Origin of the sequence: Alkalimonas delamerensis, assembly GCF_030717955.1 — a bacterium.
Classification (GTDB): domain Bacteria; phylum Pseudomonadota; class Gammaproteobacteria; order Enterobacterales; family Alteromonadaceae; genus Alkalimonas; species Alkalimonas delamerensis.
In genome coordinates this window covers 34,315-60,268 of sequence record NZ_JAUZVY010000004.1, presented here as the reverse complement: position 1 = coordinate 60,268, position 25,954 = coordinate 34,315, and the positions used below count along the sequence as shown (strand labels likewise).

Here is a 25,954-nt window from a genome sequence, read left to right as displayed (position 1 = left end):
TGTCTGCTGATGGATGAGCCGAGCGATCTGACGCCATTAACGGTTCAGCAGCCGTTGCCACTGGCTTTTATTCGTGGCGAGGCGGTGCTGGAGCGGCCGGAAGACCTCTACATCCCGCCGGATGCGCTGGAGGTGCTGCTCGATACCTTCGAGGGCCCGCTGGACTTTCTGCTTTATCTGATCCGCAAACACAAATTCGACATTGTGCAGCTGCCGGTACTGGAAATCACCCAGCAGTACATGGAATACATTGATCTGATGCAGGAGCTGAACTTTGAGCTGGCTGCTGAATACCTGGTGATGGCAGCCATGCTGGCGGAGATCAAGTCCCGCTTGCTGCTGCCAAAGCATCAGCACAGCGAGGACGACGAGCAAGATCCCCGGGCCGAACTGATTCGCCGCTTGCAAGAGTACGAGGTCTTTAAACAAGCCGCGACCGATCTTGATACCCTACCGCGGCAGGAGCGTGACTACTTTGCCGGCCAGGCCCGCCTGGCAGACAATTTTCAGCCCCTGGTGATCCTGCCTGACGTGGCGGTTGAGGATTTGCTGTTGGCATTAAAAGACATTATGAAGCGGGCGAAAGACTTTCAGCACCATCATATTCAGCGGGAACAGATGTCGACCCGCGAGCGGATGAGCCGGATCCTGACCTTGCTGCAACAGCACGATTACCTGCCGTTTGAAGCTTGCTTTGAGCTGGCCGAAGGGCGGGATGGCGTGGTGGTCAGTTTTCTGGCGATTTTGGAGTTGAGCAAAGAAAAATTGATTACCCTAACGCAAGTGGCCTTGTTTGGCCCCATTCATTTAAAAGTGGCAACCGGAGCTGAAGCATGAAACGGGTGATTTCTGAGCTGCAGTTGCTGCAACTGGTGGAAGCGGCGCTTTTTACCGCCGAGCAGCCCTTGTCGTTGGAGCAGCTGCAAAACTCCGTGCTGGAAGACTTTGCCCTGAGTAAAAAGAAAGTGCAGCGGATTTTGGCGCAAATTGAGCAAGATTATGCCGGCCGTGGTGTACAATTGCAGTTAACGGCTTCTGGCTATCATTTTCAAAGCCGGCCTGAGCTCAGCGAGTTTTTGGCCAAGCTTTGGCCGGAGCGTTCGCCACGCTATTCGCGGGCTGTGTTGGAGACCCTGGCGCTGATCGCCTACCGTCAGCCGATCACCCGGGGAGAGATTGAAGATATCCGTGGGGTCAGTGTCAGTTCGCAGATCATGCGGACCCTGCAGGACAGAGGTTGGGTCAAAGTGGTGGGGCACAAAGAAGTACCGGGGCGACCTGGCTTGTATGCCACCACAGCACAGTTTTTGGATTATTTTGGTTTACAGAGGTTGGAACAGCTACCAGAGCTGATGGCCTTTCAGCAACTTGGCATCACCGATGCCGGGGAATTACCGTCGGGACGACAGGAGAGCAATGCATGAGTGAAAAGTTACAGAAAGTATTGGCGCGGGCCGGGGTTGGCTCGCGTCGTGAAATGGAAACTCTGATCAGCAGCGGCCGAGTCTCTGTTGATGGCAAGGTGGCTTACCTTGGCGACAGGGTTGAAACCCAGCAAGTGATCCGGGTAGACGGCCATGTGGTGAAAACCATCAGTGAAGATGCCCAAGTCTGCCGGGTGCTGGCTTACCACAAACCGGAAGGTGAGATTTGTTCGCGTCATGATCCGGAAGGGCGCGCCACGGTGTTTGATCGCTTGCCCAAATTGCAGGGCAGCCGCTGGATTGCCATTGGCCGGCTGGATATCAATACCTCGGGCTTGCTGTTGTTTACCACCGATGGTGAACTGGCCAATCGCCTGATGCACCCTAAGTTTGAAGTGGAGCGTGAATACGCAGTGCGGGTTTTTGGCGAAGTCACCGATGCCACCATTCAGAAACTGCGGACCGGGGTGATGCTGGAAGATGGCAAAGCGCACTTTAAGAAAATCAAAGTACTGCCAGGCGAGGGGTTAAACCGCTGGTTTCATGTGATGCTGACCGAAGGGCGCAACCGTGAAGTGCGTCGGATGTGGGAATCGCAGGGCACCGTGGTCAACCGCTTGATCCGGGTGCGCTATGGCGACCTTCACCTGCCAAAGCACATCCCAGCCGGCGGCTATGCCGAATGCACGCTGGACGAGGTCAATTACCTGCGCGAGTTGGTGAAGCTGCCCGCTGAAACCCAAAGCCTGCTAAAAGCCGAAGACCGAAGCGAACGACGTCGCCGCATTGCCGGTATTCGCCGGGCGGTGCGTAAACACCAGATTGCCGAAAAAACACCGGCCAAAAGCACGGCTGTCAAAGCCAAGCCCAAGCCCAAGCCTGCTTCGGAGTCAGCGAAAAAGCGTCCGGCTGCCAGGCCCGCCAACAATAAGCGCCCCAGTCGGCAGGGACGCTAGTTTTTAGCTGTCACCGCGCTGGTAGCCATCAGGGTTTTGTTGCTGCCAGCGCCAACTGTCCTGCACCATATCGTCCAGTGTTAAACGGGCCTGCCAGCCAAGCAGGGTGCTGGCTTTGTGTGGGTCGGCATAACAGCTGGCGATATCGCCGGGCCGCCGGTCAACGATGCGGTAGGGGACTGGCACGGCATTTTTCCTGGCAAAGGCCTGCACCATCTCCAGCACACTGTAGCCTGTACCTGTGCCCAGATTGAACGCATCGATACCGCTGTGCTGCTGCACGTATTCCAGCGCTTTCAGGTGCCCCTCGGCCAGGTCCACCACATGGATGTAATCACGTACGCCGGTGCCATCTGGGGTTGGGTAGTCATTGCCAAAGACGCTGAGTTCAGCGCGTTTCCCGACAGCAACCTGGCTGATAAAAGGCATCAGATTGTTGGGAATGCCATTGGGATCCTCCCCGATGCGGCCGCTTTTATCGGCGCCGACCGGGTTAAAGTAACGCAGCAAAGCAATGGACCAGGCCGGGTCTGAGGCGGCCAGATCTTCCAGGATATGTTCTATCATCAGTTTGCTCTGGCCGTAGGGGTTGGTGGCCGAGCGTGGGGCTGTCTCCGGGATGGGCACGGTTTTGGCGTCGCCGTACACCGTGGCCGATGAGCTAAACACCAGTCGCTTCACGCCGGCTTGCTGCATCACCCGGCACAAGGTGATGGTTCCGGCCACATTGTTGTCGTAGTATGCCAGCGGTTGCTCGGTGGATTCACCGACGGCTTTTAAACCGGCGAAATGCACCACGGCAGCAATGGCATGCTCGGCAAAAAGCCCTTGCAGGGCTTGTTCGTCACGAATATCCATTTGCAGGCTGAGTAAAGAGCGCCCCGCCAGTTGCTGCACCCGTTGCAGGGCTTCATCGCTGCTGTTGCTGAAGTTATCAATGCTGATGACGTCAAAGCCAGCACGCAGCAGAGCCAGGGCAGTGTGACTGCCAATGTAGCCGGCACCGCCGGTCAGTAAGATTGCGGACATGATGCTTCCTTAAGGTAAAACTTTCTTAAAAGGCTTTACAGTCGATTGCCGGTAAACCCCGGCAGCCAGATAGGGATCGGCATCGGCCCAGGCTTGGGCATCGGCCAGAGAATCAAACTCAGCCACCACCAAAGAGCCGCTAAAGCCGGCAGTACCCGGTTCCAGACTGTCGATGGCAGGTAAGGGCCCGGCCAGCAGCAAGCGTCCCTGCATTTTCAGCGCTTCCAACCTGGCCAGGTGAGCGGGTCGGGTCTCTAGCCGTTTGCTTAAGCTATCGGCAACATCTTCGGAGTAAATCATATAAAACATGGGTAATCCTTGTGCAGGGGCACCGTATCGGATCCAGCGAATGCGGTGGCTGCATGCATCCAGCGACCGAAAAGCTAGGATTTCAGCGTCCGCCCTGTTAGCATGCTGAAAAAACGAAAAACAATTCTAACAATAATTGTCAGGGAGTCCCAACCAAAATGAAACGCGAGCTGTTTAGTTCTAAGATTGGCTTTATTCTGGCGGCAGCAGGTTCTGCCGTTGGTATTGGCAATCTGGTCGCCTTTCCGGTGATGGCCAGCCAAAATGGCGGTGCCGCTTTTTTAATCATGTATGCTTTTTTTGTGTTTTTTATCTGTTTGCCGGTCATGCTGGCTGAAATGAGCCTCGGGCGACACACCCGGCAAAACCCGCATGGTGCCTACAGTAAAATTGGTCAGACTCCGCTTTGGAATGGGGTGGGCTGGCTGGCGGTGATCACGCCCTTTATGATTGGGGTCTTTTACCTGGTGATCACGGTGTGGATTTTTGGCTATCTGGCCAAAGCGGTGATGGGGCAACTCGACACCCTGGCGCAGGACGGCGCCTTTGGGGTCTTTATTAACAGCAATGAGCTCTACATCTACATGGCGGTGGTGATTGGCCTGACCTTCTTAATTTTGCAAAGTGGGGTCAAGCAAGGCATTGAGCGGGCTGCTACGTATTTAATGCCTGCGCTGTTCGTGATGCTGTTGTTGTTGGTCGGCTATGTACTGACGCTTGATCACGCCATGCTCGGTGTGCAGTTCTTTTTAATCCCTGATTTTAGCAAGATCAATGTGCAGGTGCTGACCGACTCGCTGGCGCAAGCGTTTTTCTCACTGTCGCTGGCGATGGGCATTTTGATTACCTACGGTTCCTACATCCAGAAAAACAACGACATTGTTGGCGCAGGTAAAATGGTGGCGGGCTTATCCTTACTGGTTGCCTGTTGCGCCGGTTTGCTGATTTTGCCAGCGGTGTTCTGGTCGGATCCATCGATTGACCCATCTCAGCTTACTGATTCCAGCATTGGCATGATCTTTATGGTGTTGCCAAAAATCTTCCTGGCTTTGCAGCAGGACATTGGCTTTTTTGGTGCTTCCTTTGTGGCTTCGTTCTTCTTTTTGCTGGTGTTTTTTGCCGCCATGACCTCATTGATTTCCATCATTGAAGTGCCGGTCGCCAGCCTGATGGATACCAAGGGTATTTCCCGCCGCCGTTCTTTGGTGACTTTGGGGGTTGTGATGGTGGCGCTGTCGGTGCTATCCGCCTTGTCGTTTGGCCGGGTCGACTGGCTAACCAGCTTCCTGAGCTATGGTGGGGCGGATAAGTCGTTCTTTGATGTGATTATGGATGTGTTCTATTACAGCATCCTGCCACTCAATGGTCTGCTGTTGTGTCTGTTTGTCATTTACCGTTGGCAGAAAGTGAATCTGCACGCTGAGATGCGCGAAGGCAACCCGGGGTTTGAAGGCAGCCTGATGCAGAAGTACATCGATTTCTCACTGGGAACCTTTATTCCAGCTATCCTGGCAGTGATTTTCCTGCTGAATGTGCTGGGGCGCTTCTTCGGCGTGCAGTTCTTTTAGTTTCGTTAGCAAACAACCCGCTAGACTTTATAAACCCCAGCCTTTGTTGCTGGGGTTTATTTTTTGTGGGGCGTTGAAAGGCTCTTGCCGTCTGGCAGAGCGCTCGATTTCCTCGGAGGGAAGCACAATCGGAGGGAGGCACAAAAAAACGTACACAAAATTGCTTCTGTGTACGTTGTTCTGGTTGGCTGGAGTTGCCGAGGGACCCGCAGGTGAGGCTCAGCAGGGCTGAGCCTTGGTTTGCATTAGTCCGTGGAGGTCTTGCTCATCGGCGCCGATGCTACCTGGCGGGCAAAGCGGCTGCCCGCCTGACGCTCGGAGCTCTGCACTGCCGGGCGGTTCTCTGCAGGCATGGCCGAGGGCAGCTCAGTCGCAGGCTCGTCCGTCACTTTCACCGGTTTGGCCATGCTGGACACCACCATTTGCTGGTAGCGATTGGCGCGGCCAGCTGCTGGAGCTGCTTGCTCGGTGGCAGCAGGGGTTGCAGACGGCTGAGCAGCTTGCGGTTCTTGCTTAGTGCTCTTAGCATCTGCTACCGGCTCTTTCGTCTCCATTGCTTCCGTCTTGACTGGCTTGGCAGTGGTTACCGCAGCTGCAGCCGACTCGGTTTGCTCTGACTTGGCTGGGCTCTTCGGTGCAGTGGCGGCAGCATCGTCCTTGGGGCTTTCAGCCTTAGTACTCTCTGCTTTAGCACTGTCGCCTTGGGCGCTGTCATCCTGACCGGCTTTGGTTTTAGCCTTGGCTTTGCGGGCTGGTGCACGCTTGCGAGGCTTTTTCTCTGCTTCAGTTTGCTCGGTCTCCGCTTCAGTCACCTCAGCTGCAGCAGCAACGGCTTCTTGCAGCTGGCTGTCGGTGGCTGGGGCGCTGTCCTCGGCCTGATCCTGTGCTGGCAACAAGTCCAGTTGCTCGGAGCTTTGCTCTTGTGCTTCCTCACCGTCAGGGCTTTGCTCTTTTTTACGCTTTTGACCCGCAGCACGCAGATGGCGCGGTGAACGGCGAGCACGCTTACGCTGATCGCTCTGCTCCTTGTCTTCTGCGCTTTGCTCTTTGTTATCCGCACTTTGCGACTTGTCATCCGAACCTTGTTCGCTGTCATCGATGCTCTGCTCAGCGCTTTTTTCAACAAGGGTGGCATCTTTCGGTGCGGCCGCAGCATTGGCTGCAACTTGAGCACTGGCGTCAGCCGCGGACTCAGACACAGTCGCTGCAGCTTTCGGCTCGGGAGCAGCCTTCGCTGTGGCATCGGCTTGCTCCGTCACAGTGGCAGCGGCGTTATCGTCCTTCGGCGTTGCTGCTGCCTTGGTCGTGTCGGTCGCGGTTTGCTCTGCAACCGGAGCTTCAACCTTGCGGTTTTGCGCCTTGTCGTTGGCAGTCACAGCGGCCGCATTGTCGGCAACAGCGCTCTCGGCCGCAGCAGTGTCGGCCACTGCAGAAGCAGCTGCTGCCTCAGCAGGGGCTGCTTTTTCCAGTCGCACGGACTTTTGCAGATTACGGCGCTGACGGCGCTCTGCCACTTTACGTGGTTGAGACGGCTTGTCGTCGGCTTTCTCAGTAGCCGCTTTGGGCTCCTGCTTGGCTGGCTGCTTCTGGCCTGGTTTGGCATCTTGCTTTTTGTTTTGCTCAGCCGCTTTGTCCGGGCGTGAAGCAGGCTTTTGCTGGCCGCTTGCTTTGCTTTGCTCGGCATCATCACGGCGCGCTTTGCCATCCTGACCACCACGGCGACGATTGTTGCGACGGCGGTTGTTGTTTTGGCCGCTGCGGCGTTGTTGCTCATCACGCTGTGGTGCTTTCGCGGGTTTCGTTGTATTGGCTGCTGTTTGCTCGCTGTCGCTGCCAGCAAACAGTGACTTCAGCCAGTTGCCAAGCTGTTGCAACAAACCTGGAGCTTCGACAACAGCCGGAGCTTGAGTCGCTACAGGGCTGGCAGCAGGGGCTTGTGGTGCTGCTGAATCTGGAATGCTGATGGCGGCAAGGGCTGGTTTTTCGCGGCTGACAGTTTCCTGCGTCAACGGCTGGTACAAGTCTTTGCTCAGATCCGGCGTCTTCACCATCTGATAACTGCTTTCATCCAGCTCTTCGTCAATCCGTACCCGGATCACTTCAAAGTGGGGGGTTTCCAGATGTTCGTTTGGAATGATAAAGACATCAATGCCATGACGTTTCTCAATGCGGCGCACGGCATCGCGCTTCTCATTCATCAGGTAGGTGGCCACCGAAATAGGGACCTGGGCCTGAATCTGGCTGGTGTTGTCCTTGATGGATTCTTCTTCAATCAAACGCAAAATGGACAGCGCTGAAGACTCGGTGCTGCGGATGGTACCGCGGCCGTGGCAGCGTGGGCACAAGTGGCCAGCCGACTCTCCGAGCGAAGGACGCAAGCGTTGACGTGACATTTCCAGCAAACCAAAGCGGGAAATCCGGCCAATCTGCACCCGGGCCCTGTCTTGCTTGACCGCATCTTTCAGCCGGTTTTCCACTTCACGCTGATGCCGCACCGGTGTCATGTCGATAAAGTCGATCACCACCAGACCACCTAAATCGCGCAGTCGCAACTGGCGGGCAATTTCATCGGCAGCTTCTAAGTTGGTATTGAAGGCCGTTTCTTCGATGTCGCTGCCTTTGGTGGCTCGGGCCGAGTTGATGTCGATGGCGGTTAAAGCTTCGGTGCTGTCGATGACGATGGAGCCACCAGATGGCAACCGGACTTCGCGGTGAAAGGCGGATTCAATCTGATTTTCAATCTGGAAGTGCATAAAGAGCGGCACATCACCGGTGTACAACTTCACCCGGTGAGCGAAATCCGGCCGGAATTGTTGGATGTAGAGCCGGGCTTCGTCAAAGATTTTTTGGCTGTCGATCAGGATTTCGCCGATATCCCGGCGCAGATAATCCCGGATAGCCCGGAATACCACGTTGCTTTCCTGGTGGATCAGGAAAGGGGCTGGCCGATTGGCGGCAGCCTCACTGATGGCTGACCAGTGCTTGAGCAGGGACTTTAAATCGTAATCCAGTTCCTCAAACGACTTGCCGACACCAGCCGTACGGACAATTAAACCCATGCCATCTGGCAAGGTTAATTGACTCAGAGCATCTTTTAAGTCCTGACGCTCATCGCCTTCAATACGGCGGGAAATACCACCGGCACGCGGGTTGTTGGGCATCAAAACCAGGTAAGAGCCGGCCAGGCTCACGAAGGTGGTTAAGGCTGCGCCTTTTTGGCCACGCTCTTCTTTGTCGATCTGGATAATGACTTCCTGGCCTTCTTTGACCACCTCTTTGATGTTGGGGCGGCCATCAAATTTATAACCGGACGGGAAGTACTCGCGGGAAATCTCTTTTAAAGGCAGGAAACCGTGACGGTCAGCACCATAATCGACAAAGGCAGCTTCCAGGCTGGGTTCAACCCGGGTGATTTTGCCTTTGTAAATGTTGGCTTTCTTTTGTTCATGACCCGGGCTTTCAATATCCAGGTCAAACAGTCGCTGGCCATCGACCAGCGCAACGCGGATTTCTTCTTCCTGCGTTGCATTAATTAGCATTCTTTTCATTGTGATGTGACTCTGTGTTCAAGCCACAACGCAACAACTCCGAGTAACGGGTGCTCAGACGCTTTCAAGCATCGTGCTTGCAGTCTCACGACTGGAATGCTCGAGGAAACCTAGTCCATATAAACCTAGTGCATACAATTGACAGTTGTCGCTGTAATTCATCAAATCTGAAACACACCGCATCGTTGTGCGCTGCGTTATAGCATCTATCTATAATCTTTATGCCCTGCTGACCGGATGCAGTGTTTTGTCGGTATTGGCAATAAATTACTCAGCATTGCCTCAGACAAAGTGGCGATAAATTTGCGCTGGGGGAGGAAAAACATTGGTTTTCACCACGATTTCGGTATGATCCGCCCAGTAGCGGTGCCGCACAGCATCTCTTATGTCGCTCAGAGCGCCCTAATTGCCATTATTCTGGCTGAATTAGCCGGGGCATTATCCCACTAATTTACAGGCAATAGCAACTAAATTGTAATTTTAGCAGAGTTCAAAGGCTTCATGACAGAAGACATTAAATTGGGTGTTCAACTTGTTGAAATCGATTCGGAATTTTCTGGTCAACGCGTAGACAATTTCTTGATTGCACGGCTGAAAGGCGTTCCGAAAAGTGTGATTTATCGAGTGTTGCGCAAAGGCGAGGTTCGAATAAACAAAAAGCGGGTCAAACCTGAGTACAAATTGCAAGCAGGTGACTTGCTGCGGATCCCACCCATTACAGTCCGTCAGCAAAACGACCATGTTTCAACCCAGTTGGCTGTGGTGCAGCAACTGGAACAGCAAGTCTTGTTTGAAGACGAGCATCTGCTGATTATCAACAAACCCTCGGGCATGGCGGTGCATGGTGGCAGCGGTTTGAATTTTGGGGTGATTGAAGCGCTGCGTGCGCTGCGCCCGGATGCGCGCCATCTGGAGCTGGTTCATCGGCTAGACCGTGACACCTCAGGTTGCTTGATGATTGCAAAAAAGCGCTCTGTGTTGCGGCATCTGCATCAGCAGCTGCGTGACAAAACCGTGGAAAAAAAGTACCAGGCGCTGGTGGCGGGCGATTGGCCGTCCAAACTACGCAAAGTGACCGAGCCGCTGCGAAAAAATACCCTGCAATCCGGTGAGCGGGTGGTGCGGGTTGATGCGGTGGACGGCAAAGAGTCGGAAACCCGTTTTCGGATTTTGCAGCGCTATCAGCAAGGCACTTTGGTTGAAGCCTTCCCGGTGACCGGCCGTACCCACCAGATTCGGGTGCATACAGCGTGCAAAGGCCACCCGATTGCCTGTGACGATAAATACGGTGACAGCGACTTTACCGGCCAGATGAAAGCCCTGGGGCTATCGCGGTTATTTTTGCATGCCTTTAGTTTGCGGGTGCTGCACCCTGTGACAGAAACCACCCTGAGTATTGAAGCACCACTTGATCAGGACTTAGCGAGGCTGCTGACGCAGTTGCAGAGGGTTTAGCATGACATTTCAGCTTGAGCGCATTGAACTGGTTATTTTTGACTGGGATGGCACCGTGATGGACTCGGTGGGCCGTATTGTCTCGGCAATGCAAACAGCGGCCCGGTTAACGGCTTTGCCGGTCCCTTCAGCCCATGCCGTGAAACAAATCATTGGTTTGAGCCTGGATCTGGCGTTTACTACTTTGTTTCCAAAGCTGACTGCGGCCCAGCACCAATTGTTATTCGAGCATTACCGCGAGCAGTATGTCGAGCGTGATCCGACGCCGACGCCGATGTTTGAAGGTGCCGAAGCCCTGTTTGGCCAGTTGCGGCAACAACAGAAACAGCTGGCGGTTGCCACCGGCAAGGCACGCAAAGGACTGGACCGAATTTTTGCCGAAACCGGCCTGGCGCATTATTTTGCAACCACACGTTGTGCCGATGATGCCAAATCCAAGCCCGATCCGGATATGTTGTTGCAAATCCTGGCGGAAACCCGCTTGCAACCTGAGCAAGCTCTGATGATTGGCGATACCAGCCATGATATGAAAATGGCTGAGCAGGCCGGCATACCGCGCATTGGGGTGACCCATGGCGTGCATGGTGCTGAGGTGCTGTCGCAGTATCAGCCGGTGGCTGTGGTCAATGACTTACCTCAGTTGCAGCGTTTACTGACGCAGCCGGCTATGGCGTTTCCGGTCTGAATCCCTGCGCTATTCTGGCTTACGCCAGCGGGTTGACGCCGTGCTGGCGTAACATCGCCAGCAAGCGGATCAGTGGCAAACCGATCAAGCTGTTTGGATCCTTGCCTTCAAGCTTTTCAAACAAACCAATGCCTAAGCCTTCGCTTTTAAAGCTGCCAGCACAGTCCAGCGGTTGCTCCAGCGCTACATAATTGACAATTTCAGCATCGGTCAATTGCCGAAAGTGCACGGAAAAAGGCTCACAACAGAGTTGGCTTTGGCCACTGGCTGCATCAACCAGCGCCAGCCCGGTTAAAAATGTGACCTCCTGACCGCTAAAGGCCTGAAGCTGGGCGATGGCGGCTTCGGTTTTATGCGGCTTGCCAAGAATGGCGCCGTTGAACACAGCGACCTGATCCGAGCCAATTACCAGCCCCTGGCTCAATGTGCCCGCGATCTTGCTGGCTTTGGCCAGTGCCAAGCGCTGCACCAGTTCGGCCGGTGCTTCACCGGGGAAGGGACTTTCATCAATGGCAGGGACCGCGACCTGAAAAGACAAGCCGGTTTTTTGCAGCAATTGCTGGCGGTATCGGGAGCTGGAGGCCAGCCATAGCTCGGCCTGAGGGGTAGTCTGCATCAGGGGACTCTGCATCGAATCAAATCTTCTGAGCGTCACTATAAAGAAAAGGCTGAGTAAATGCGACAAAATAGCCTGAAAGCACACAGAATCCTTTGACACTTTGATGGTGGATCTATATGATGCGCGCCTTATGCAAAAAGTAAAAATTCCTGTTACCTTAGACCCAGTCCGGTCGGCACAAAAACGGTCATCCTACGATGGCATTGTGCCACTAAAGAACTTAGCCCGGCTGAGTGAGCAACTGCTGGATACCAGCGGTGAGGTAACCGTTCGAATTGATTGCGAAATCGACGAGCAAAAGCTGGTTGTGCTGCAAGGAGATGCCGCTTGTGAGGTGCAGGTCCGCTGTGAGCGGTGTCAGCAGCCCATGACGGTTCAACTGAGCTGCCAGTTTGCGTTTACCCCGGTTCGCAGCGATACTAAAGCGCTGGACCATATTCCCGAGCGCTACGACGTGGTCGTCACTGACGAACACGGTGAAGTGAATTTGCAGCAATTGGTTGAGGATGAGCTTATCCTGACCTTGCCGATGTATCCAATGCACGATGAGCGCTTTTGCGCTGCAACGGATCAGCCTCAAAGCTTCGGCCAGGTGCAAGATGAGCCAGAAAAACCGAATCCTTTTGCAGTGTTGCAAGAATTGAAAAAGAAATGATTTACTAGGAGAAAGCCATGGCTGTTCAGCAAAACAAAAAATCTCGTTCACGGCGTGATATGCGTCGCTCACACGACGCCCTGACAGGCCCTACGCTGTCTGTCGACGCTACCACTGGTGAAACGCATCGTCGTCACCACATGACTGATAGCGGCTTCTTTAAAGGCCGTAAAGTCAAGTAACTCTGGATGCACCTGGTGCAGCCAAAACAAATCCACATTGCGCTGGATATGATGGGGGGCGATCATGGCCCCCCAGTTACTTTACCTGCAGCCATTCAGGCGGTGCAGGAATTCCCTCATCTGCTACTCACACTGTGCGGCGATGCTGCGCTATTGCAGCAAGGCTTAAGCCAGGCTGGCTTTGGCAACCACCCCCGTTTACGTATTCAAGGTTGTTCTCAGCAAGTGAGCATGTGCGAGAAACCCAGCTCTGCGTTGCGCAACAAACGCGACTCTTCAATGCGGGTAGCGCTCGACCTGGTTGAACAAGGACAGGCTGCGGCCTGTGTCAGTGCCGGCAACACCGGTGCTTTGATTGCCATGGCGCATTTTGTATTAAAGATGCTGTCCGGTGTCGAGCGGCCGGCATTAATCAGCACCTTGCCTTCCACCGCGACCCAACCGGTTTACATGCTGGACCTGGGCGCCACCGTTAATTGCGATGCCGATACTTTATTTCAGTTTGCGGTGATGGGCTCGGTGATGGCCGAAGAAGTGGAAGCCTTGTCGATGCCGCGTGTTGCCTTGCTGAACATGGGTGAAGAGGAAATTAAAGGCTCCGATCAAATCAAACAAGCTGCGCTGCTGCTCAGCGAGTGCGAAGAGCTCAATTACATTGGCTACATAGAAGGCAATGATATTTTTTCTGGCAAAGCCGATGTCATTATTTGCGATGGTTTTGTCGGCAATGTGGCATTGAAAACCTGCGAAGGGGTGGCCAAGCTCATCATCAATCAAATCCGCACCACCTTGCACAGCAGCTTGCTTGGTCGAATTGCAGGCAAACTGGCGCAACCCTGGCTGAAAAGCATGGTCAAAGGCGTGAACCCCGACCAGTATAATGGCGCAAGTCTGATAGGATTGCGCGGAATTGTCGTGAAAAGTCATGGAAATGCTTCCAAAGAAGCTTTTTTTAGTGCCATCCGGCAAGCTGTTCGAGAAGTTGAACGTCAGGTCCCGGCCAAAATCAAAGATCGGCTGGAACAGGTATTAATTGGAAAAGCGTAGGTTGCCATGTATTCTCGCATTATCGGAACCGGAAGTTATTTCCCGTCTCAAGTAAGAACCAACACCGATCTGGAAACCATGGTCGAAACCACCGATGAGTGGATTATCGAGCGCACCGGCATCCGTGAGCGCCGTATTATCGGCAAAGACGAATCTGTGGCCACCATGGGCGCAGCAGCGGCCCGTCAGGCCATTGCAGCGGCCGATATTGATAAAAACTCCCTGGACATGATCATCGTTGCCACCACCAGCGGTGCGCGCTCTTTGCCCAGCTCGGCTTGTGAAGTGCAACGCGAGCTGGAAATTCCGGCCATTCCGGCCTTTGATGTTGCGGCGGCTTGTGCTGGTTTTTGCTACGCGCTGAGCGTGGCAGATCAGTACATCAAAAGCGGCATGGCCAAGCGTATCCTGGTGATAGGCTCGGACTGCTTGTCGCAATTGGTGAGCCCCGAAGATCGCAGCATGGTGATTTTATTTGGCGATGCCGCCGGTGCTGTCATTCTGGAAGCGTCCGAACAGCCAGGCATTTTATCGACCCATATTCATGCCGACGGCAAGTACTCTGAGCTGCTCTATGTCGATAACCCGATCCGTGGCGATGTCGAGTCGGTGCACAACTCCTGGGGCTCAATGAAAGGCAACGATGTGTTCAAGGTTGCCGTGACCAAGTTGTCTGAAGTGGTGGAGCAAACGCTGGCAGCCAACCAGATGGACAAATCCGAAATTGATTGGCTGGTACCGCACCAGGCCAATTTACGCATTATTTCTGCCGTAGCACGCAAGCTGAACTTGCCGATGGAGCAGGTGGTGATTAACCTGGACCGCTATGGCAATACCTCGGCGGCAACAGTGCCGACAGCACTGGACGAAGCCATTCGTGATGGCCGGATCCAACGAGGCCAGACCCTATTGCTGGAAGCTTTTGGTGGTGGTTTCGCCTGGGCTTCCGCCTTAGTCCGTTATTAACCCTTGCCGGGTTTTTGACTCCATAATAACGGTTTGACAGGATAGAAAAATGACCAAAAAAATTGCCATTGTTTTTCCGGGCCAGGGCTCGCAAAGCCTGGGGATGTTGAGTGAGTTGTACGCTGCGCACCAGGTGGTGCAGCAAACTTTTGCTGAGGCTTCTCAGGCGCTGGGCTACGATTTGTGGCAGCTGGTGTCAGAAGGGCCAGAAGCGGAACTGAATGCCACCGATAAAACCCAGCCTGCTTTATTAACGGCCTCGGTGGCCTGTTGGCGTTTGTGGCAACAACAAGGCGGCGCCACACCGGCTTATTTGGCTGGCCACTCTTTGGGCGAGTACTCAGCCTTGGTCTGCGCCGGCGTTTTATCCCTGGCCGATGCGGTGGTGCTGGTGGCCAACCGGGGCCGCTACATGCAACAAGCGGTGCCAGCTGGTACTGGTGCGATGTATGCCATTATTGGCTTGGATGATCAAAGCGTTGCTGAGTGCTGTGCTCAGGTCGCCAAAGACGAAGTGGTGGCGCCGGTGAACTTCAACTCACCAGGCCAGGTCGTGATTGCCGGCCACAAGGCTGCCGCTGAGCGGGCTGCTGAAGCCTGCAAGGCTGCCGGAGCCAAACGTGCTTTGCCACTTGCCGTCAGCGTGCCTTCGCATTGCGCCTTAATGAAGCCAGCCGCCGCCACTTTAGCACGCGACATGGCCGGGCTTGATTTTCAAACGCCACAGCTTAGTGTGGTGAACAATGTGGATGTGGCCGTTTGTCAGGATGCCGCTGCCATTCAGGACGCACTTGTTCGTCAGCTTTACAGTCCGGTACGCTGGACCGAAACCATTGAATGGTTGGCCAGTCAGGGGGTGACCGAGGTGTTGGAACTGGGAGCTGGCAAAGTCTTGTCGGGTCTGATCAAGCGGATTGATAAATCGCTGCATGCAGCTTCCGTCAATAACACAGCATCACTGGCTCAGGCGCTTTCCGGCGAATAACACAACAAAGGATCTTATTTATGACCGCTTTATTTTCTTTAGAAGGCAAAGTTGCTCTGGTGACCGGTGCCAGCCGCGGTATTGGTCGCGCCATCGCAGAACAATTGAAAGCCCAGGGCGCCACCGTCGTTGGTACTGCTACCAGTGAGAAAGGGGCGGCTGCCATTGCGGACTATCTAGGGCCCAACTGTGGCCTGGTGCTGAATGTCACCGATACCGATTCGATTGAGGCTTGCCTTGGCAGCATCAAAAATAATTTTGGTGATATTGATATTCTGGTCAATAATGCCGGTATTACTCGCGATAATCTGCTGATGCGCATGAAAGATGAGGAATGGTTTGATATCATGCAGACCAATTTGACCTCGGTGTTCCGACTGAGCAAAGCGGTGTTGCGTAGCATGATGAAAAAGCGTTATGGTCGCATCATTACCATTGGCTCCGTAGTGGGTACCATGGGCAATGCGGGGCAGACCAACTATGCAGCTGCGAAGGCGGGTGTATTGGGCTTTACCAAGTCATTGGCGCGTGAAGTGGCCTCCCGCGGCGTAACGGTCAATGCGGTAGCGCCGGGTTTTATTGACACCGACATGACCAAAGAGCTGTCGGATGAGCAAAAAGAAGCGATTTTCGGTCAGGTGCCTGCCAACCGTCTGGGGCAGCCGGCTGAAATTGCCGCTACTGTGGCCTTTTTGGCTTCGGAGCCTGCGGCATACATTACCGGTGAAACGATTCATGTCAACGGCGGTATGTACATGGTGTAAGCGCTGCATGTCAGACCAGCAAAAAATGCCGGTAGGACGACTTGCAACAACGCAGCCTTACGCATAAACTAGCGCCACATAAAATTGCACGAACTGTTGCGATTTAAATGAAAAAAGGAAGAAAAGATGAGCAACATCGAAGAACGCGTTAAGAAAATTATTGTTGAGCAACTGGGTGTTAAAGAGGAAGAAGTCAAGCCTGAAGCTTCCTTTGTTGATGACCTGGGTGCTGATTCTCTGGACACTGTAGAGCTGGTTATGGCTCTGGAAGAGGAGTTTGATACTGAAATTCCTGATGAAGAAGCAGAGAAAATCACCACTGTACAATCTGCGATTGACTACGTGAAAGCCAACGCAGAGTAAGCCGCTCTGGCTCAAAACGGGTAGCCTGGCTACCCGTTTTTTGTTTGGGGCTAAGCCAGCTTCTGGCTGCCAGGCTAAGCCCTTAATCAATCAAGGACGAATACATTCCACTGCAGCATGGGCATGCTGCAGTGGAATGTATTTTCGTGAGCTCCTGTGGAGGATGCAGTGTCAAAACGTCGAGTCGTAGTGACGGGGCTGGGTTTACTCACCCCGGTTGGAAATGATGTCACCAGCAGCTGGCAAGCTCTGCAACAAGGCAAAAGCGGTGCCGGTCTGATTGAGCACTTTGATACCGAAGCCTACAGCACCAAGTTCGCCGCCATGGTGAAAGATTTTGATGTTGAGCCTTATTTCCCGGCCAAAGAAGCCAAAAAAATGGATTTGTTTATCCAGTATGGTGTGGCGGCAGGGATCCAGGCTTTTCGTGATGCCGGCATCGAAGTCACCGAACAGAATGCTGGGCGCATCGGTGCTGCCATCGGCTCCGGCATTGGTGGCCTGGGTCTGATTGAAGAAAATCATACCAAGTTGCTGAACAGCGGCCCACGGCGCTTATCGCCATTTTTTGTGCCCTCGACCATCATCAACATGATTGCTGGTCAGCTGTCCATCATGCTTGGCTTGCAAGGTCCAAACATCAGCATTGTGACCGCTTGCACCACTGGCGTACACAACATTGGCCAGGCCGCTCGGATGATCGCCTATGGCGATGCCGATGTGATGCTGGCCGGTGGTGCTGAAAAAGGGTCAACGCCACTTGGGCTGGGCGGCTTTGGTGCAGCCAGAGCGCTGTCGACCCGCAATGATGCGCCTGAGCAAGCCAGTCGCCCCTGGGACAAAGACCGCGATGGTTTTGTGCTGGGTGACGGCGCCGGTGTAGTGGTGCTGGAAGAGTACGAGCACGCCAAAGCCCGTGGCGCCAAAATTTACGCTGAGTTGGCTGGCTTTGGCATGAGTGGCGATGCTTACCACATGACTTCACCACCGGAAGATGGTCGTGGTGGCGCCATGGCGATGCAAAATGCCTTGAACGATGCCGGGGTCAATCCTGAGCAGGTGGGCTACATCAACGCCCATGGTACTTCGACCAATGCCGGGGATGTGGCTGAAACCCGCGCCATTAAAACGGTATTTGCTGCCAACAAGGACAGCATCATGGTCAGCTCCTCCAAGTCGATGATTGGGCACTTGTTGGGTGCTGCTGGTTCGGTTGAGTCCATCATTACCATTTTGTCGCTGCGCGATCAGCTGGTCACGCCCACCATCAACCTGGATAACCCGGATGAAGGCTGTGATTTGGACTATGTGCCGCACACCGCCCGGGATGCCAAGCTGGAGTATGCACTGTGCAACTCGTTCGGTTTTGGCGGCACCAATGGCTCGATTTTGTTTAAAAAAATCTAGCCCCAGCAAGCGTTATACCACAAGCCCGCATTCAGCGGGCTTGTTTGTTTTGGGACGGTTCTTGCTGAGCAAAGGTCAACACGCCCTAGCTTAACCGGGCTTTGATTTTCGCAGCTTGCCACTCCGCCTGGGTAATGGGGCTGGTTGCAATCGTCTGGTGGTTCAGATGGGCATACTGCTGCTTGCGCGCAGCGACCTGCTGCATAATGGCGGCAAGCTCTGCCTCGCTTTTGCGGTTCCAGTTGGCGATTTCAGCGATGTGCCGGTAGCAACCGATGCAGACTTTGTGCTGATCGAGCTTGCAGCAGGCAATGCAGGGCGATTCAATCCTGCTCATGCGACGACAGGGCTTTGTTCACCGGCGGCTCAAGTGTCAGACGCTGTGCCTGAATCACCACCTGTGTTCGGTTGGTGCAGCCCAGTTTGCGGAAAATGGCGGTGATGTGTGCCTTAACCGTGGCTTCAGAAATGTTAAGATCGTAGGCAATTTGTTTGTTCAGCCAGCCTTCGGTCAGGTAATACAAGACTTTGTACTGCTGATTGGTCAGCTGCGCCACCTTGGCTGCCAAATCCAAATCTTCCTCCTGACTGGCTTGCTCGTGCAAGGCTTTTTGCATCGATGGTGGCACCCACAGCTCGCCGGCCAGAACTTCCTTTAAGGCTTCGCTGATTTGTGCCGGATTGGCCGATTTGGGAATGTAGGCCGAGGCACCAAAGGATATCACCCGCTTGACCACATCCAGCTCTTCACTGGCCGAAATAACCACGATGGGCAGGCTGGGGTAGTTTTTCCTCAGCTGAATCAAGCCTAAAAAGCCACAATTACCAGGCATATGCAGATCGAGCAGCAGCAAGTCGGTATCCGGGTGCTGTTCCAGCGCCTGGCAAGTGGAGTCGAACGAGTCTGTTTCTATGGTTGCTTTGGTACTAAAGGTATTGCTGATGGCATTGATCAGCGCATTACGAAACAAAGGGTGGTCGTCTGCCACGATCAATTTAGCCATGAGTCCTCGTCTTTCTTATTATCTGTTATATGGCATTGGTGCAATGTTGCTCCAGAATCATGGGCGTTGCACGTTTCTGGTTGGATACAAGTATAGAACGAAAGGCCGCAATCTGCGGCCTCTGGTAAACAAACAACTGGCAGTGGCTGCCTCTAGGAACGATTTAACCTGTTTTCAATCAATTGATCAACCACCGATGGATCGGCCAGCGTCGAAATATCACCTAACTGATCATGCTCATTGGCTGCGATTTTCCGCAGAATGCGCCGCATAATTTTGCCCGAGCGGGTTTTCGGCAAGCCCTGCGGAGCCCACTGAATGATATCGGGTGAGGCAATCGGCGAGATCTCTTGCCGGACCCAGGCGCGCACGGCCTTGGTTAAATCTTCAGAAGGTTCAATGCCAACACGCGGGGTCACATAGACGTAAATACCCTGACCTTTAATGTCGTGGGGGTAACCGACTACGGCCGCTTCGGCAATGGCGTCGTGCGCCACCAGACAGCTTTCAATCTCTGCGGTGCCAAGCCGGTGACCAGAGATATTTAACACATCATCGACCCGGCCGGTTAACCAGTAATAGCCATCTTCATCGCGACGAGCGCCATCGCCGGTAAAGTAAGTCCCCTGGTAGGTGCTGAAATAGGTTTGTTCAAAGCGCTCGTGATCGCCAAACACCGTCCGCATTTGGCCTGGCCAGCTGTCCTGAATGACCAGGTTGCCGGCAGCAGCGCCTTCCAGCACCTTGCCATCGTTGTCGACAATGGCGGGCTTGACGCCAAAGAAGGGGCGGGTTGCCGAGCCAGGTTTCAGTGCGGTAGCGCCCGGCAATGGTGTGATCAAAATGCCGCCGGTCTCTGTCTGCCACCAGGTATCAACAATGGGGCAGTTGCCATGGCCAAATTTTTCGTGGTACCAGCTCCAGGCTTCCGGGTTAATCGGCTCACCGACACTGCCCAGTGTCCGAAGGCTGTTAAGTTTGCTGCCTTCAACCGGCGCGTCGCCATGCGCCATCAGGGCACGAATGGCGGTTGGCGCTGTGTATAAAATATTGACCTGGTACTTATCGATGATTTGCGCCATCCGCTTCACCGATGGGTAGGTGGGTACGCCTTCAAACAACACACTGGTTGCGCCGTTGGCCAGAGGGCCATAAACAATGTAGGTGTGGCCAGTCACCCAACCAACATCGGCGGCGCACCAGTAGATATCGCCCGGATGGTAGTCAAAGACATACTGATGGGTCATCGAGGCCCAGACCATGTAGCCGCCGGTGGTGTGCAATACGCCTTTGGGTTTGCCGGTTGAGCCGGAGGTATAGAGAATAAAGAGTGGATCTTCAGCGTTCATCGGCTCTGGCTCACAACTTTTTGGCTGTTTGGCCAGCAACTCGTGGTACCAGATATCCCGCCCCGGATGTTCATCGACATTCTCACCGACATGTTTCACCACGATCACATGCTGCACCGGGCTGGCTTTGCCCAAGTGCCCCAGTGCCAGATCGGTATTGTCTTTCAGTGCCGTTAACCGGCTGCCACGGGGGGCCTGATCGGCCGTGATCACCAGCTTGGAGTCGCAATCCTGAATACGGCTGCCCAGTGCGTCGGGCGAGAAGCCGGCAAAGACCACCGAATGAACGGCGCCAATTCGGGCACAGGCTAAAATGGCCACCACGGCTTCCGGGATCATCGGCAAGTAAATGGTCACTCTGTCGCCTTTGCCTACACCCAGCGACTTCATGCCATTGGCCAGTTGGCAGACCTGTTCGTACAGCTCCTGGTAAGTGACATTTTTTTGGATACCCGGCTCATCGCCTTCCCAATAGTAGGCAATGTCATTGGCTTTATGCGGTAAATGACGGTCCAGACAATTGTAGCTGGCATTCAGAGCGCCATCTTCAAACCATTTGATGCTGATATTGCCCGGCTGATAACTGGTGTTTTTCACCTTGCTGTAAGGCGTGAACCAGTCAATCCGTTTGCCATGCTCAGCCCAGAACGACTGAGGGTCCTGCACCGACTGTTGGTAGAGGCGCTGATACGCTTCGTTATCAATTAAACAGCGCGATTCGGCGGCAGCTGGTACCGGATAAAGGCTTGGCTGTGTCATGACTGTGTCCCCATTGGTTTTTATAAAAAAATAGTACCAATGTTCTAACCAATTGCCGGGCGGAAAGAAATTAGACCATTGTCTAGCTTTGGCAATTGTACCGATCAACATGGCAGTAAAAATTGAATGCAATGACTGTAACAGCTGATGCGACTAAAGGCTAATTGCACAACTGCAGCCACTAAACCAACCTTGTCACTACTTGCTTATCGTTTAGAAAATAATCACAGCATCAACGACAAGAACACCAGGGAGCACCGCATGAAACAACTACCATTTGCCTGTACCTTGCTGGCTGCCAGCATGACACTTGGGTTAAGTCAGGCTCAGGCCTCTTTTACCGTCGGCAATACCGACATCAGCTTCGGCGGCTTTATCAAGCTGGATGTGCTGTTAAACGACACACCAGATGGTAATTTAGGAACCAATATTGGGCGTGATTTTTACGTACCATCCTTAACACCGGTCGGAGGCGAGGGCGAAAGCACCAAGTTTGACATGCATGCCCGTCAGTCACGTTTCTTCTTTACCACCAGCACCCAACTGGAAAATGGCAAGACCTTAGGTGCCCGGCTCGAGTTTGATATGATGTCGACTCCCGGGGGCGATCAGCGCATTTCCAACGGTTACTCACCGGGTATTCGTCATGCCTTTTTCACCTACGACAGCTGGTTGTTTGGTCAGACCTGGTCGACCTTTATGGATTTAACCTCCTTGCCTGAAACGGTCGATTTTGTTGGCAATACCGATGGACAAATTTTCGTGCGTCAGCCGCAAATCCGTTACACCAACGGCAACTTCCAGTTTGCGATTGAAAACCCGGAAACAACGGTCACGCCGGATGCGACCGGAGGCCGTGTGGTGACGGACGACAACACCATGCCGGATTTGGTGGCACGCTACAACCATCGGGCCGACTGGGGTTCGCTGTCGGTGTCTGGTTTGCTGCGTCAGTTGGCGTATGAAGACCGGGCCTTACAAATTGATGACAGTGTGATGGGCTATGGTTTATCGGTCACGGGCAAAGTGATGCTGACCGACACCAACGACATTCGCTTTACCTTTAATACCGGCAAAGGCCTGGGGCGTTACATCGGCTTAAACACCGTCAATGGTGCTGTGCTCGATAGCAATGGTGAGCTGCATGCCATTAAATCAACCGGTTTTACCGCCGCTTATCGTCATGTCTGGGATGCGCATTGGCGTACCAACTTGATCTATGCCACTTTGCGGGTCGACAACGATACCGACCTGACCGGCGCTGGGGCCACCAAAAGCACCGAGAGCCTGGCAGCCAACATGATTTATCAGGCATCGCGGCATTTGCAGTTCGGGTTGGAGTTTCGTCATGCCACCCGTAAACTGGAGTCTGGGGCCGATGGCGATCTGAACCGGCTGCAGTTTATGGCCAAGTATGATTTTTAAAAGCCGCTTTTCAATTTAAAAAGGCAGGTCCTTCTGCAATAATAGCGGCTGATGCCGCTATTTTTTTGATGCCTGTAGATGCCAACTGCCACTGAACTTGCCGTTTTGCCAGCAACCGACCAAGCCTACCAACTGCTGTATCAGGATGATGCGCTATTGGTGGTCAACAAGCCTTGCCAGCTGTTGACCGTCCCTGGCCGCCACCCCGCCAATCAGGATTGCCTGATCAGTCGGGTGCAGCAGCGTTTTCCAACGGCGTCGGTGGTTCACCGGCTGGACTACGACACCAGCGGCTTGCTGGTGTTGCCACTGACCAAGGCAGCTCTCTCTGCCATCAGCAAGCAGTTTCAGGCTCGCACCGTGAAAAAACGCTACCTGGCCGTGGTGGCCGGCCTCTGGCAACCGCAGCGGGGCAGGATTGAGCTGCCGATAGCGCCGGATGCCGCACAGCGTCCTCGTTATAAGATTTGCCCCGAGGGTAAGGCCTCCGTCACCGATTTTGAAGTGCTGGCTATCGATCACAGCCGGCAATGCAGCCGACTGGCATTGGATCCGGTGACAGGCCGCTCGCATCAATTGCGGCTGCATACTGCGGCGCAGGGACACCCCATTCTGGGCGATCCTTTTTACGCACCGCCCGAAATCCAGGCGCTAAGTCATCGCTTGCTATTGCACGCGGCACGGCTTGAGTTTGACCATCCGCTTAGCCAGCAGCGGCTGTCGTTTGACGCTGAGCCTGATTTTTAATCGCAGTCTGGCTGCCGCTGGTCGGTGCTGGATTGAGCCGCTCTGCATTCACTGTTACCATCCATTTGCATTGTTTTCACCTTGATTGAGAGTACGCCATGAGACGAATTTCAGTACATCTTTTCAGCCTCGCGTTGTTGTGCTGGCTGGCCATGCCGGTAGCGGCAAGCGCCGAGGCTAAGCCAAGCGCAGCAAAAACGCCAAGCGCAGAAAAAACGGCAAGCGAAGCCAAAACGGTGTTGTTTCTGGGGCCTGTACCTGCGCTGGCTTCAGAGCGCCTGCAAGCAGCGGGCAAAGCCGGGCCGCAGCGTCAGCAGGTCCTGCGGTTGTTAGAGCGTCACCCGGTGCCGGTTGCCGGGCGTTCGGTTGAGCTCTTTGGCGAAACCTTAGCATGGCGCCAGCTGAACCCGGAGCAAGCTGCTGAAGCAGGGCCAGGGATCTGGTTTGTGCAGTTGCAGCATCCGGCCTTTGTCAAAGGCAGCTTGTCGGTTTCAGGCGTGGCTGCGCCGCAGCTGTACCTGAACTTTCAATCGGTGCATGCTGGCAGCGAGCTGGCATTGGCAACCGGCTATCAGCAGCTGATCCTGTTCAGCGATGGTCGCAGCGACGATGAAGCCGTTGCACTGACATTTACCAGCAGCAACGACGTCACGGCACAATTCAAATTGTCGGCCAAGGAGCCGGTGAATAACCGCTTACTGACCAATGCCGAGACCATCCATCAACTGGCACTGTCGGATGACACCAACTGGATGTTGCTAAGCTTCAGTGGGCGGACGGATGCCAGCGATATGCCGTTGCAACGTACTGAGCTGCGCGATGTCAGCCGCAATCAAATTCGCCACAGCTGGAGTGGTCAGGTACTGAGCCGGGCTGCCTTTAGCCCGGACAATCAGTGGCTCAGTTACATCGCCGACAACACACTGTGGCTGATGAACCTTGCCAGCGGCGAATTGCGCACCTTGTTGGAGAATCAGTCCGATATCGGCGGCTACCGCTGGGCACCGGATAGCAACAGCATTGTGCTGCAATGGACCGAGCGTGACACCAGTTTGCACAATGCCAAGGCCAAGGTGTACCGGTCGATGGAAGACCGCTGGCGTGGCTACCGCGACATCAGTCGTTTGTTTCAGCTGGACATTCAAAGTGGCCTGGTTCGCGCATTAACTGTTAAGGAGCAAAGCACCGCTCTGAGCGATATTCGCTCCGATAGCCGCGCTTTGTTGTATACCCAACGCGTGAATGACCGCAGCGCGCCGCCGCATGCCCGTACCGCCTTGTATGAGTTGGATCTAAACAGTCTGGAGTCCCGTTACATCGGCACCTTTGCCCACCTGAATCAGGTGCGCTATCACCGGGATCAGCTGCTGGTGGTCGGCGGCCCTAACTTTGCCGATGGTGCCGGTATCAATCTTCCCTCCGACGAGTACATTGCCAACGATTACGATGGCCAGCTGTATCGTATGGACAAAGAAGGCCAGCACATTCAGGCCTTGTCGGAAAATTTTGACCCGGCAATCAACTCAGTGGCGGTCAATGCCCGAGGTCAGGTGATTGCGCATGTCAGCGAAGGCGATCGTTCTGCGCTGTACAGTGTGGATGTGAATCGCTCGCGTTTTCAGAAGCTGGCTTTATCGTTCGACGTGATTGAACAATTTGCTCTGGCTAACGATCGTGGTGCGACTGTTTTGGCGGCCGGCACTGGTGTGGCCACCCCGCAGCAACTGGAAATGGTGCGGCCGGGACAGCGTCGCGCTACGGTGCTGCACAGCAGCAGTGAGTTGTATCGGCACATTCAGCTGGGGGAAGTGCGGGATTTTCATGTTGAGAACCCAACAGGGGACAGAATCGAAGGGCGTTATTACCTGCCGCCAGACTTTGATGCCAGCAAACAGTACCCGACCATCGTTTACTACTATGGTGGCACTACCACGGTCAACCGTCAGTTTACCGGCCGTTACCCCTTCCATCACTGGGCGGCCAATGGCTATGTGGTTTATGTGGTGCAACCGCGGGGTACCATCGGCTATGGCCAGCGCTTTTCAGCGCTGCATGTCAATGCCTGGGGCAAGTACACCGCCGATGACATCATCTATGCCACCGAGCGCTTTGTCGAAGCGCACGATTTTATTGACCGTGATCGACTCGGCAACATTGGTGCTTCGTACGGCGGCTTTATGACCATGTACCTGGCAACGCAAACCGATTTGTTCTCGGCTTCGGTGTCCCATGCCGGCATCAGTGCGCTCAGTTCTTACTGGGGTCAGGGCTGGTGGGGCTTTTTGTACTCGGGCATTGCCAGCCGTGGTAGCTTCCCCTGGAACAACCATGAGCTTTATGTTGGCCAAAGCCCGCTTTACATGGCAGACAAAATTAATACCCCTTTGCTGTTGATCACTGGCGACTCTGATGTCAATGTGCCGGCTGGGGAATCGCACCAAATGTACACAGCGCTGAAGCTGTTGGGACGTGATGTCGCCTTAGTGACCATACCGGGTGAAGATCATCACATCATTGACCGGGAAAAACGCTATGTCTGGTGGGATCACTTATTGGGCTGGTTTGATAAGCACTTAAAAGAACAGCCGGACTGGTGGCAACACTTGAGCCACTAAGTAGTGCCATAAAATAAAAAAAACCAGCGCAAGCTGGTTTTTTTATGTCACAAAAATTTACAGAGAGCCTGCTTACAATCAATAGAATTTTTT

The 25,954-nt window shown here is 54.1% G+C and carries 25 protein-coding genes; 18 read left to right on the top strand and 7 right to left on the bottom strand.

Going from position 1 to position 25,954, the window contains the following annotated elements; genetic code table 11:
• The first annotated feature begins 9 nt into the window (after positions 1–9).
• Genes Q3O59_RS10465 through rluB form a run of 3 tightly spaced genes read left to right on the top strand, consistent with a single transcriptional unit; the run spans position 10 to position 2,380 of the window.
• Positions 10–837, top strand: a complete 828-nt coding sequence (locus Q3O59_RS10465; protein WP_305945533.1) for a segregation and condensation protein A — start codon at positions 10–12, stop codon at positions 835–837.
• Complete coding sequence (scpB, locus tag Q3O59_RS10460) at positions 834–1,424, top strand: SMC-Scp complex subunit ScpB (RefSeq protein ID WP_228590002.1); 591 nt, start codon at positions 834–836, stop codon at positions 1,422–1,424. The genes Q3O59_RS10465 and scpB overlap by 4 nt, the downstream gene beginning before the upstream one ends.
• A complete protein-coding gene (rluB, locus tag Q3O59_RS10455; RefSeq protein ID WP_305945532.1) occupies positions 1,421–2,380 on the top strand; it encodes a 23S rRNA pseudouridine(2605) synthase RluB in 960 nt (319 codons plus the stop codon). Before scpB ends, rluB begins: the two co-directional genes overlap by 4 nt.
• Before the next feature lie 3 nt (positions 2,381–2,383).
• Here rluB and galE read toward each other — a convergent pair whose 3' ends face one another.
• Together galE and Q3O59_RS10445 are read right to left on the bottom strand one after the other, a co-directional pair.
• Positions 2,384–3,409 (bottom strand): UDP-glucose 4-epimerase GalE, encoded by a 1,026-nt coding sequence (galE, locus tag Q3O59_RS10450; RefSeq protein WP_305945531.1) that lies wholly within the window; start codon positions 3,407–3,409, stop codon positions 2,384–2,386.
• 9 nt (positions 3,410–3,418) lie between these two features.
• Positions 3,419–3,718, bottom strand: coding sequence for a YciI family protein (locus Q3O59_RS10445; RefSeq protein ID WP_305945530.1), 300 nt, complete (start codon positions 3,716–3,718; stop codon positions 3,419–3,421).
• 158 nt (positions 3,719–3,876) lie between these two features.
• Here Q3O59_RS10445 and Q3O59_RS10440 point away from each other — a divergent pair, with 158 nt between their 5' ends.
• The gene (locus Q3O59_RS10440) at positions 3,877–5,286 is read left to right on the top strand and encodes a sodium-dependent transporter (protein ID WP_305945529.1); all 1,410 of its coding nucleotides are present in this window, start codon (positions 3,877–3,879) and stop codon (positions 5,284–5,286) included.
• Between the two features lie 245 nt (positions 5,287–5,531).
• Here Q3O59_RS10440 and rne read toward each other — a convergent pair whose 3' ends face one another.
• Positions 5,532–8,834: a ribonuclease E gene (gene rne / locus Q3O59_RS10435; RefSeq protein ID WP_369812384.1), complete on the bottom strand. Its 3,303-nt coding sequence runs from the start codon at positions 8,832–8,834 to the stop codon at positions 5,532–5,534.
• Between the two features lie 237 nt (positions 8,835–9,071).
• Between rne and Q3O59_RS10430 the strand changes: the two genes are divergently transcribed.
• From Q3O59_RS10430 to Q3O59_RS10420, 3 genes are read left to right on the top strand one after another with little or no spacing between them, the layout of a single operon-like run.
• A complete protein-coding gene (locus Q3O59_RS10430; RefSeq protein ID WP_305945527.1) occupies positions 9,072–9,284 on the top strand; it encodes a hypothetical protein in 213 nt (70 codons plus the stop codon).
• Between the two features lie 51 nt (positions 9,285–9,335).
• Positions 9,336–10,289 (top strand): 23S rRNA pseudouridine(955/2504/2580) synthase RluC, encoded by a 954-nt coding sequence (rluC, locus tag Q3O59_RS10425; protein ID WP_305945526.1) that lies wholly within the window; start codon positions 9,336–9,338, stop codon positions 10,287–10,289.
• Position 10,290: 1 nt separating this feature from the next.
• Positions 10,291–10,974: an HAD-IA family hydrolase gene (locus Q3O59_RS10420; RefSeq protein WP_305945525.1), complete on the top strand. Its 684-nt coding sequence runs from the start codon at positions 10,291–10,293 to the stop codon at positions 10,972–10,974.
• A 19-nt stretch (positions 10,975–10,993) separates the two neighbouring features.
• Here Q3O59_RS10420 and Q3O59_RS10415 read toward each other — a convergent pair whose 3' ends face one another.
• Positions 10,994–11,590 (bottom strand): Maf family protein, encoded by a 597-nt coding sequence (locus Q3O59_RS10415; RefSeq protein ID WP_305945524.1) that lies wholly within the window; start codon positions 11,588–11,590, stop codon positions 10,994–10,996.
• A 133-nt stretch (positions 11,591–11,723) separates the two neighbouring features.
• On the opposite strand from Q3O59_RS10415, the gene yceD reads away from it, so the two are divergent.
• From yceD to fabF, 8 genes are all read left to right on the top strand, one after another.
• Positions 11,724–12,248 carry a 23S rRNA accumulation protein YceD gene (gene yceD, locus Q3O59_RS10410; protein WP_305945523.1) on the top strand — a complete coding sequence of 175 codons (525 nt, stop codon included), beginning with the start codon at positions 11,724–11,726 and terminating at the stop codon, positions 12,246–12,248.
• Between the two features lie 17 nt (positions 12,249–12,265).
• On the top strand, positions 12,266–12,430 hold the full coding sequence (rpmF, locus tag Q3O59_RS10405) for a 50S ribosomal protein L32 (RefSeq protein ID WP_091340992.1): 165 nt from the start codon (positions 12,266–12,268) through the stop codon (positions 12,428–12,430).
• Positions 12,431–12,436: 6 nt separating this feature from the next.
• Positions 12,437–13,477, top strand: a complete 1,041-nt coding sequence (plsX, locus tag Q3O59_RS10400; protein WP_228590376.1) for a phosphate acyltransferase PlsX — start codon at positions 12,437–12,439, stop codon at positions 13,475–13,477.
• A gap of 6 nt (positions 13,478–13,483) precedes the next feature.
• Positions 13,484–14,443 carry a beta-ketoacyl-ACP synthase III gene (locus Q3O59_RS10395; protein ID WP_305945522.1) on the top strand — a complete coding sequence of 320 codons (960 nt, stop codon included), beginning with the start codon at positions 13,484–13,486 and terminating at the stop codon, positions 14,441–14,443.
• Between the two features lie 49 nt (positions 14,444–14,492).
• Positions 14,493–15,428 carry an ACP S-malonyltransferase gene (gene fabD, locus Q3O59_RS10390; protein ID WP_305945521.1) on the top strand — a complete coding sequence of 312 codons (936 nt, stop codon included), beginning with the start codon at positions 14,493–14,495 and terminating at the stop codon, positions 15,426–15,428.
• Between the two features lie 20 nt (positions 15,429–15,448).
• The gene (gene fabG / locus Q3O59_RS10385) at positions 15,449–16,192 is read left to right on the top strand and encodes a 3-oxoacyl-ACP reductase FabG (protein WP_305945520.1); all 744 of its coding nucleotides are present in this window, start codon (positions 15,449–15,451) and stop codon (positions 16,190–16,192) included.
• A gap of 126 nt (positions 16,193–16,318) precedes the next feature.
• Positions 16,319–16,555 (top strand): acyl carrier protein, encoded by a 237-nt coding sequence (acpP, locus tag Q3O59_RS10380; RefSeq protein ID WP_228590370.1) that lies wholly within the window; start codon positions 16,319–16,321, stop codon positions 16,553–16,555.
• A 168-nt stretch (positions 16,556–16,723) separates the two neighbouring features.
• Positions 16,724–17,962: a beta-ketoacyl-ACP synthase II gene (fabF, locus tag Q3O59_RS10375; RefSeq protein WP_305945519.1), complete on the top strand. Its 1,239-nt coding sequence runs from the start codon at positions 16,724–16,726 to the stop codon at positions 17,960–17,962.
• 85 nt (positions 17,963–18,047) lie between these two features.
• On the opposite strand, the gene Q3O59_RS10370 is transcribed toward fabF, so the two are convergent.
• The 3 genes from Q3O59_RS10370 to acs form a co-directional block, all read right to left on the bottom strand.
• Positions 18,048–18,299 (bottom strand): DUF1289 domain-containing protein, encoded by a 252-nt coding sequence (locus Q3O59_RS10370; protein ID WP_305945518.1) that lies wholly within the window; start codon positions 18,297–18,299, stop codon positions 18,048–18,050.
• Positions 18,286–18,966 carry a LuxR C-terminal-related transcriptional regulator gene (locus Q3O59_RS10365; RefSeq protein WP_305945517.1) on the bottom strand — a complete coding sequence of 227 codons (681 nt, stop codon included), beginning with the start codon at positions 18,964–18,966 and terminating at the stop codon, positions 18,286–18,288. Before Q3O59_RS10365 ends, Q3O59_RS10370 begins: the two co-directional genes overlap by 14 nt.
• A gap of 152 nt (positions 18,967–19,118) precedes the next feature.
• Positions 19,119–21,074, bottom strand: coding sequence for an acetate--CoA ligase (gene acs / locus Q3O59_RS10360; protein ID WP_305945516.1), 1,956 nt, complete (start codon positions 21,072–21,074; stop codon positions 19,119–19,121).
• 261 nt (positions 21,075–21,335) lie between these two features.
• Between acs and Q3O59_RS10355 the strand changes: the two genes are divergently transcribed.
• From Q3O59_RS10355 to Q3O59_RS10345, 3 genes are all read left to right on the top strand, one after another.
• Entirely contained in the window at positions 21,336–22,499 is a 1,164-nt protein-coding gene (locus Q3O59_RS10355) for a DcaP family trimeric outer membrane transporter (RefSeq protein WP_305945515.1), read from the top strand.
• Positions 22,500–22,577: 78 nt separating this feature from the next.
• Complete coding sequence (locus tag Q3O59_RS10350) at positions 22,578–23,246, top strand: RluA family pseudouridine synthase (protein WP_305945514.1); 669 nt, start codon at positions 22,578–22,580, stop codon at positions 23,244–23,246.
• A 98-nt stretch (positions 23,247–23,344) separates the two neighbouring features.
• The gene (locus Q3O59_RS10345) at positions 23,345–25,861 is read left to right on the top strand and encodes a S9 family peptidase (protein ID WP_305945513.1); all 2,517 of its coding nucleotides are present in this window, start codon (positions 23,345–23,347) and stop codon (positions 25,859–25,861) included.
• Positions 25,862–25,954: the final 93 nt, after the last annotated feature.

Bases quoted from the DNA above. Each gene is read 5' to 3' on its own strand.
- Q3O59_RS10345 (WP_305945513.1), top strand. From the start codon at position 23,345: ATGAGACGAATTTCAGTACATCTTTTCAGCCTCGCGTTGTTGTGCTGG.
- scpB (WP_228590002.1), top strand. From the start codon at position 834: ATGAAACGGGTGATTTCTGAGCTGCAGTTGCTGCAACTGGTGGAAGCG.
- Q3O59_RS10465 (WP_305945533.1), top strand. From the start codon at position 10: ATGGATGAGCCGAGCGATCTGACGCCATTAACGGTTCAGCAGCCGTTG.
- acs (WP_305945516.1), bottom strand. From the start codon at position 21,074: ATGACACAGCCAAGCCTTTATCCGGTACCAGCTGCCGCCGAATCGCGC.
- galE (WP_305945531.1), bottom strand. From the start codon at position 3,409: ATGTCCGCAATCTTACTGACCGGCGGTGCCGGCTACATTGGCAGTCAC.
- rluB (WP_305945532.1), top strand. From the start codon at position 1,421: ATGAGTGAAAAGTTACAGAAAGTATTGGCGCGGGCCGGGGTTGGCTCG.
- yceD (WP_305945523.1), top strand. From the start codon at position 11,724: ATGCAAAAAGTAAAAATTCCTGTTACCTTAGACCCAGTCCGGTCGGCA.
- Q3O59_RS10415 (WP_305945524.1), bottom strand. From the start codon at position 11,590: ATGCAGACTACCCCTCAGGCCGAGCTATGGCTGGCCTCCAGCTCCCGA.
- fabG (WP_305945520.1), top strand. From the start codon at position 15,449: ATGACCGCTTTATTTTCTTTAGAAGGCAAAGTTGCTCTGGTGACCGGT.
- Q3O59_RS10370 (WP_305945518.1), bottom strand. From the start codon at position 18,299: ATGAGCAGGATTGAATCGCCCTGCATTGCCTGCTGCAAGCTCGATCAG.
- Q3O59_RS10395 (WP_305945522.1), top strand. From the start codon at position 13,484: ATGTATTCTCGCATTATCGGAACCGGAAGTTATTTCCCGTCTCAAGTA.
- Q3O59_RS10430 (WP_305945527.1), top strand. From the start codon at position 9,072: ATGCAGTGTTTTGTCGGTATTGGCAATAAATTACTCAGCATTGCCTCA.
- Q3O59_RS10420 (WP_305945525.1), top strand. From the start codon at position 10,291: ATGACATTTCAGCTTGAGCGCATTGAACTGGTTATTTTTGACTGGGAT.
- fabD (WP_305945521.1), top strand. From the start codon at position 14,493: ATGACCAAAAAAATTGCCATTGTTTTTCCGGGCCAGGGCTCGCAAAGC.
- Q3O59_RS10350 (WP_305945514.1), top strand. From the start codon at position 22,578: ATGCCAACTGCCACTGAACTTGCCGTTTTGCCAGCAACCGACCAAGCC.
- rpmF (WP_091340992.1), top strand. From the start codon at position 12,266: ATGGCTGTTCAGCAAAACAAAAAATCTCGTTCACGGCGTGATATGCGT.
- rne (WP_369812384.1), bottom strand. From the start codon at position 8,834: ATGAAAAGAATGCTAATTAATGCAACGCAGGAAGAAGAAATCCGCGTT.
- Q3O59_RS10355 (WP_305945515.1), top strand. From the start codon at position 21,336: ATGAAACAACTACCATTTGCCTGTACCTTGCTGGCTGCCAGCATGACA.
- acpP (WP_228590370.1), top strand. From the start codon at position 16,319: ATGAGCAACATCGAAGAACGCGTTAAGAAAATTATTGTTGAGCAACTG.
- Q3O59_RS10440 (WP_305945529.1), top strand. From the start codon at position 3,877: ATGAAACGCGAGCTGTTTAGTTCTAAGATTGGCTTTATTCTGGCGGCA.
- Q3O59_RS10365 (WP_305945517.1), bottom strand. From the start codon at position 18,966: ATGGCTAAATTGATCGTGGCAGACGACCACCCTTTGTTTCGTAATGCG.
- plsX (WP_228590376.1), top strand. From the start codon at position 12,437: ATGCACCTGGTGCAGCCAAAACAAATCCACATTGCGCTGGATATGATG.
- Q3O59_RS10445 (WP_305945530.1), bottom strand. From the start codon at position 3,718: ATGTTTTATATGATTTACTCCGAAGATGTTGCCGATAGCTTAAGCAAA.
- rluC (WP_305945526.1), top strand. From the start codon at position 9,336: ATGACAGAAGACATTAAATTGGGTGTTCAACTTGTTGAAATCGATTCG.